This is a genomic window from Moorena sp. SIO3B2 (genome assembly GCF_010692525.1).
GTDB classification, from domain to species: domain Bacteria; phylum Cyanobacteriota; class Cyanobacteriia; order Cyanobacteriales; family Coleofasciculaceae; genus Moorena; species Moorena producens.
In genome coordinates this window covers 1-1,119 of record NZ_JAAHHE010000967.1, presented here as the reverse complement: position 1 = coordinate 1,119, position 1,119 = coordinate 1, and the positions used below count along the sequence as shown (strand labels likewise).

Sequence of the window (1,119 nt, the reverse complement as noted above, 5' to 3'; positions counted from 1 at the left end):
GGGATAATTTCGCTTCGCTGTCGTCATTGGTGCAATAATCACTGTCTTAATATACTGATTCATCTCATTAGGAGATATAATCACACAAGGGCGAGTCTTCTTAATTTCAAAACCAATGGTGGGATCGAGACAAACCAAATACACCTCAAATTGCTTGGGAATCGCTACCATTTCCAATCCTCTTCATCCCAATAATTTTCAATCCGATCATCAATTAATAATTCATCATCACCATTTTCTGCCATTTCTTTAAACCTTTCTTCCCATCCTTGACGAGAGTGGGATACTGGCGAAATGATCACCTTTCCATCTTCTACTGTTATTTCAACTACATTAGCTAAACCACATTTTTCAATAATTTCTTTAGGAATTCTAATTCCTTGGGAATCTCCAATACGTACAATTGCCGCTTTCATCAGCTTAATTACTTTTGATGGATAATTCCTATTTTATAGCAATCCTAAATCAATTGTGATAATTTTTGATACCCTACTCCCTACTCCCTACTCCCTATTCCCTATTCCCTGTTCCCTTTACTATTTTAATTGAAAGTCCAAGATCTCAGTCACACATGCTGCTCAACCCAAATGCGGTCAAAGATCGATTGATAAATCCGGTTATTGACTCTCAGAGATCCCTGTTGCTTAACTACTAACCCAGACAACAGCAATTCCTTTTCGTCTGGACTGTCAACAGCCACCACTTCTCCCTGGTCCACAATTTGTCGATATATCTCCAGTAGCCCTACAGATTGTTTACTCTCCAGGATGCGATCGCGTATGGTTCTCAAATGCTCCGGTTCATCCTGGGATTCCCAATTCTCTATCACCCTGGTTCGCACCAAATTTTCAATCCATTCAGCTTCGTCGTTGGTAGGGATAGCAGATGAAGTACTGCGGATGAATTGACAGATCTTTTGGGTCAAAAAAGGCTGACCACTCGTCCATGCTAACACTTCTTTGAGCAGTGTTTGAGGATTGGTCACTTTCTCGGCTAATCCTTGAAGCAAAGGTTGAGCTTCATGCTCTTTAAAGCCCTCTAGTTGAATCGCCTGACCAATATTAAAAGGAGTTCTTTTGTGGTCAGTAATTAAGCCAGAGGGGGTAGCCACCCCAAACA

3 protein-coding genes are annotated in these 1,119 nt (G+C 40.8%); all 3 read right to left on the bottom strand.

What is annotated here, in order from left to right; translation table 11 throughout:
* Positions 1–171, bottom strand: a 171-nt coding sequence (locus tag F6K38_RS42770; protein WP_287360974.1) for a type II toxin-antitoxin system PemK/MazF family toxin, incomplete at its 3' end; no start/stop codon positions are given.
* Positions 165–416, bottom strand: a complete 252-nt coding sequence (locus F6K38_RS42765; RefSeq protein WP_287265155.1) for an AbrB/MazE/SpoVT family DNA-binding domain-containing protein — start codon at positions 414–416, stop codon at positions 165–167. The genes F6K38_RS42770 and F6K38_RS42765, both read right to left, overlap by 7 nt.
* Before the next feature lie 149 nt (positions 417–565).
* A partial coding sequence (locus tag F6K38_RS42760) for an AAA-like domain-containing protein (protein WP_287360972.1) occupies positions 566–1,119 on the bottom strand: 554 nt, incomplete at its 5' end.

What these genes read in the sequence shown, in the direction of transcription:
- F6K38_RS42765 (WP_287265155.1), bottom strand. Translation starts at nt 416, where the DNA reads ATGAAAGCGGCAATTGTACGTATTGGAGATTCCCAAGGAATTAGAATT.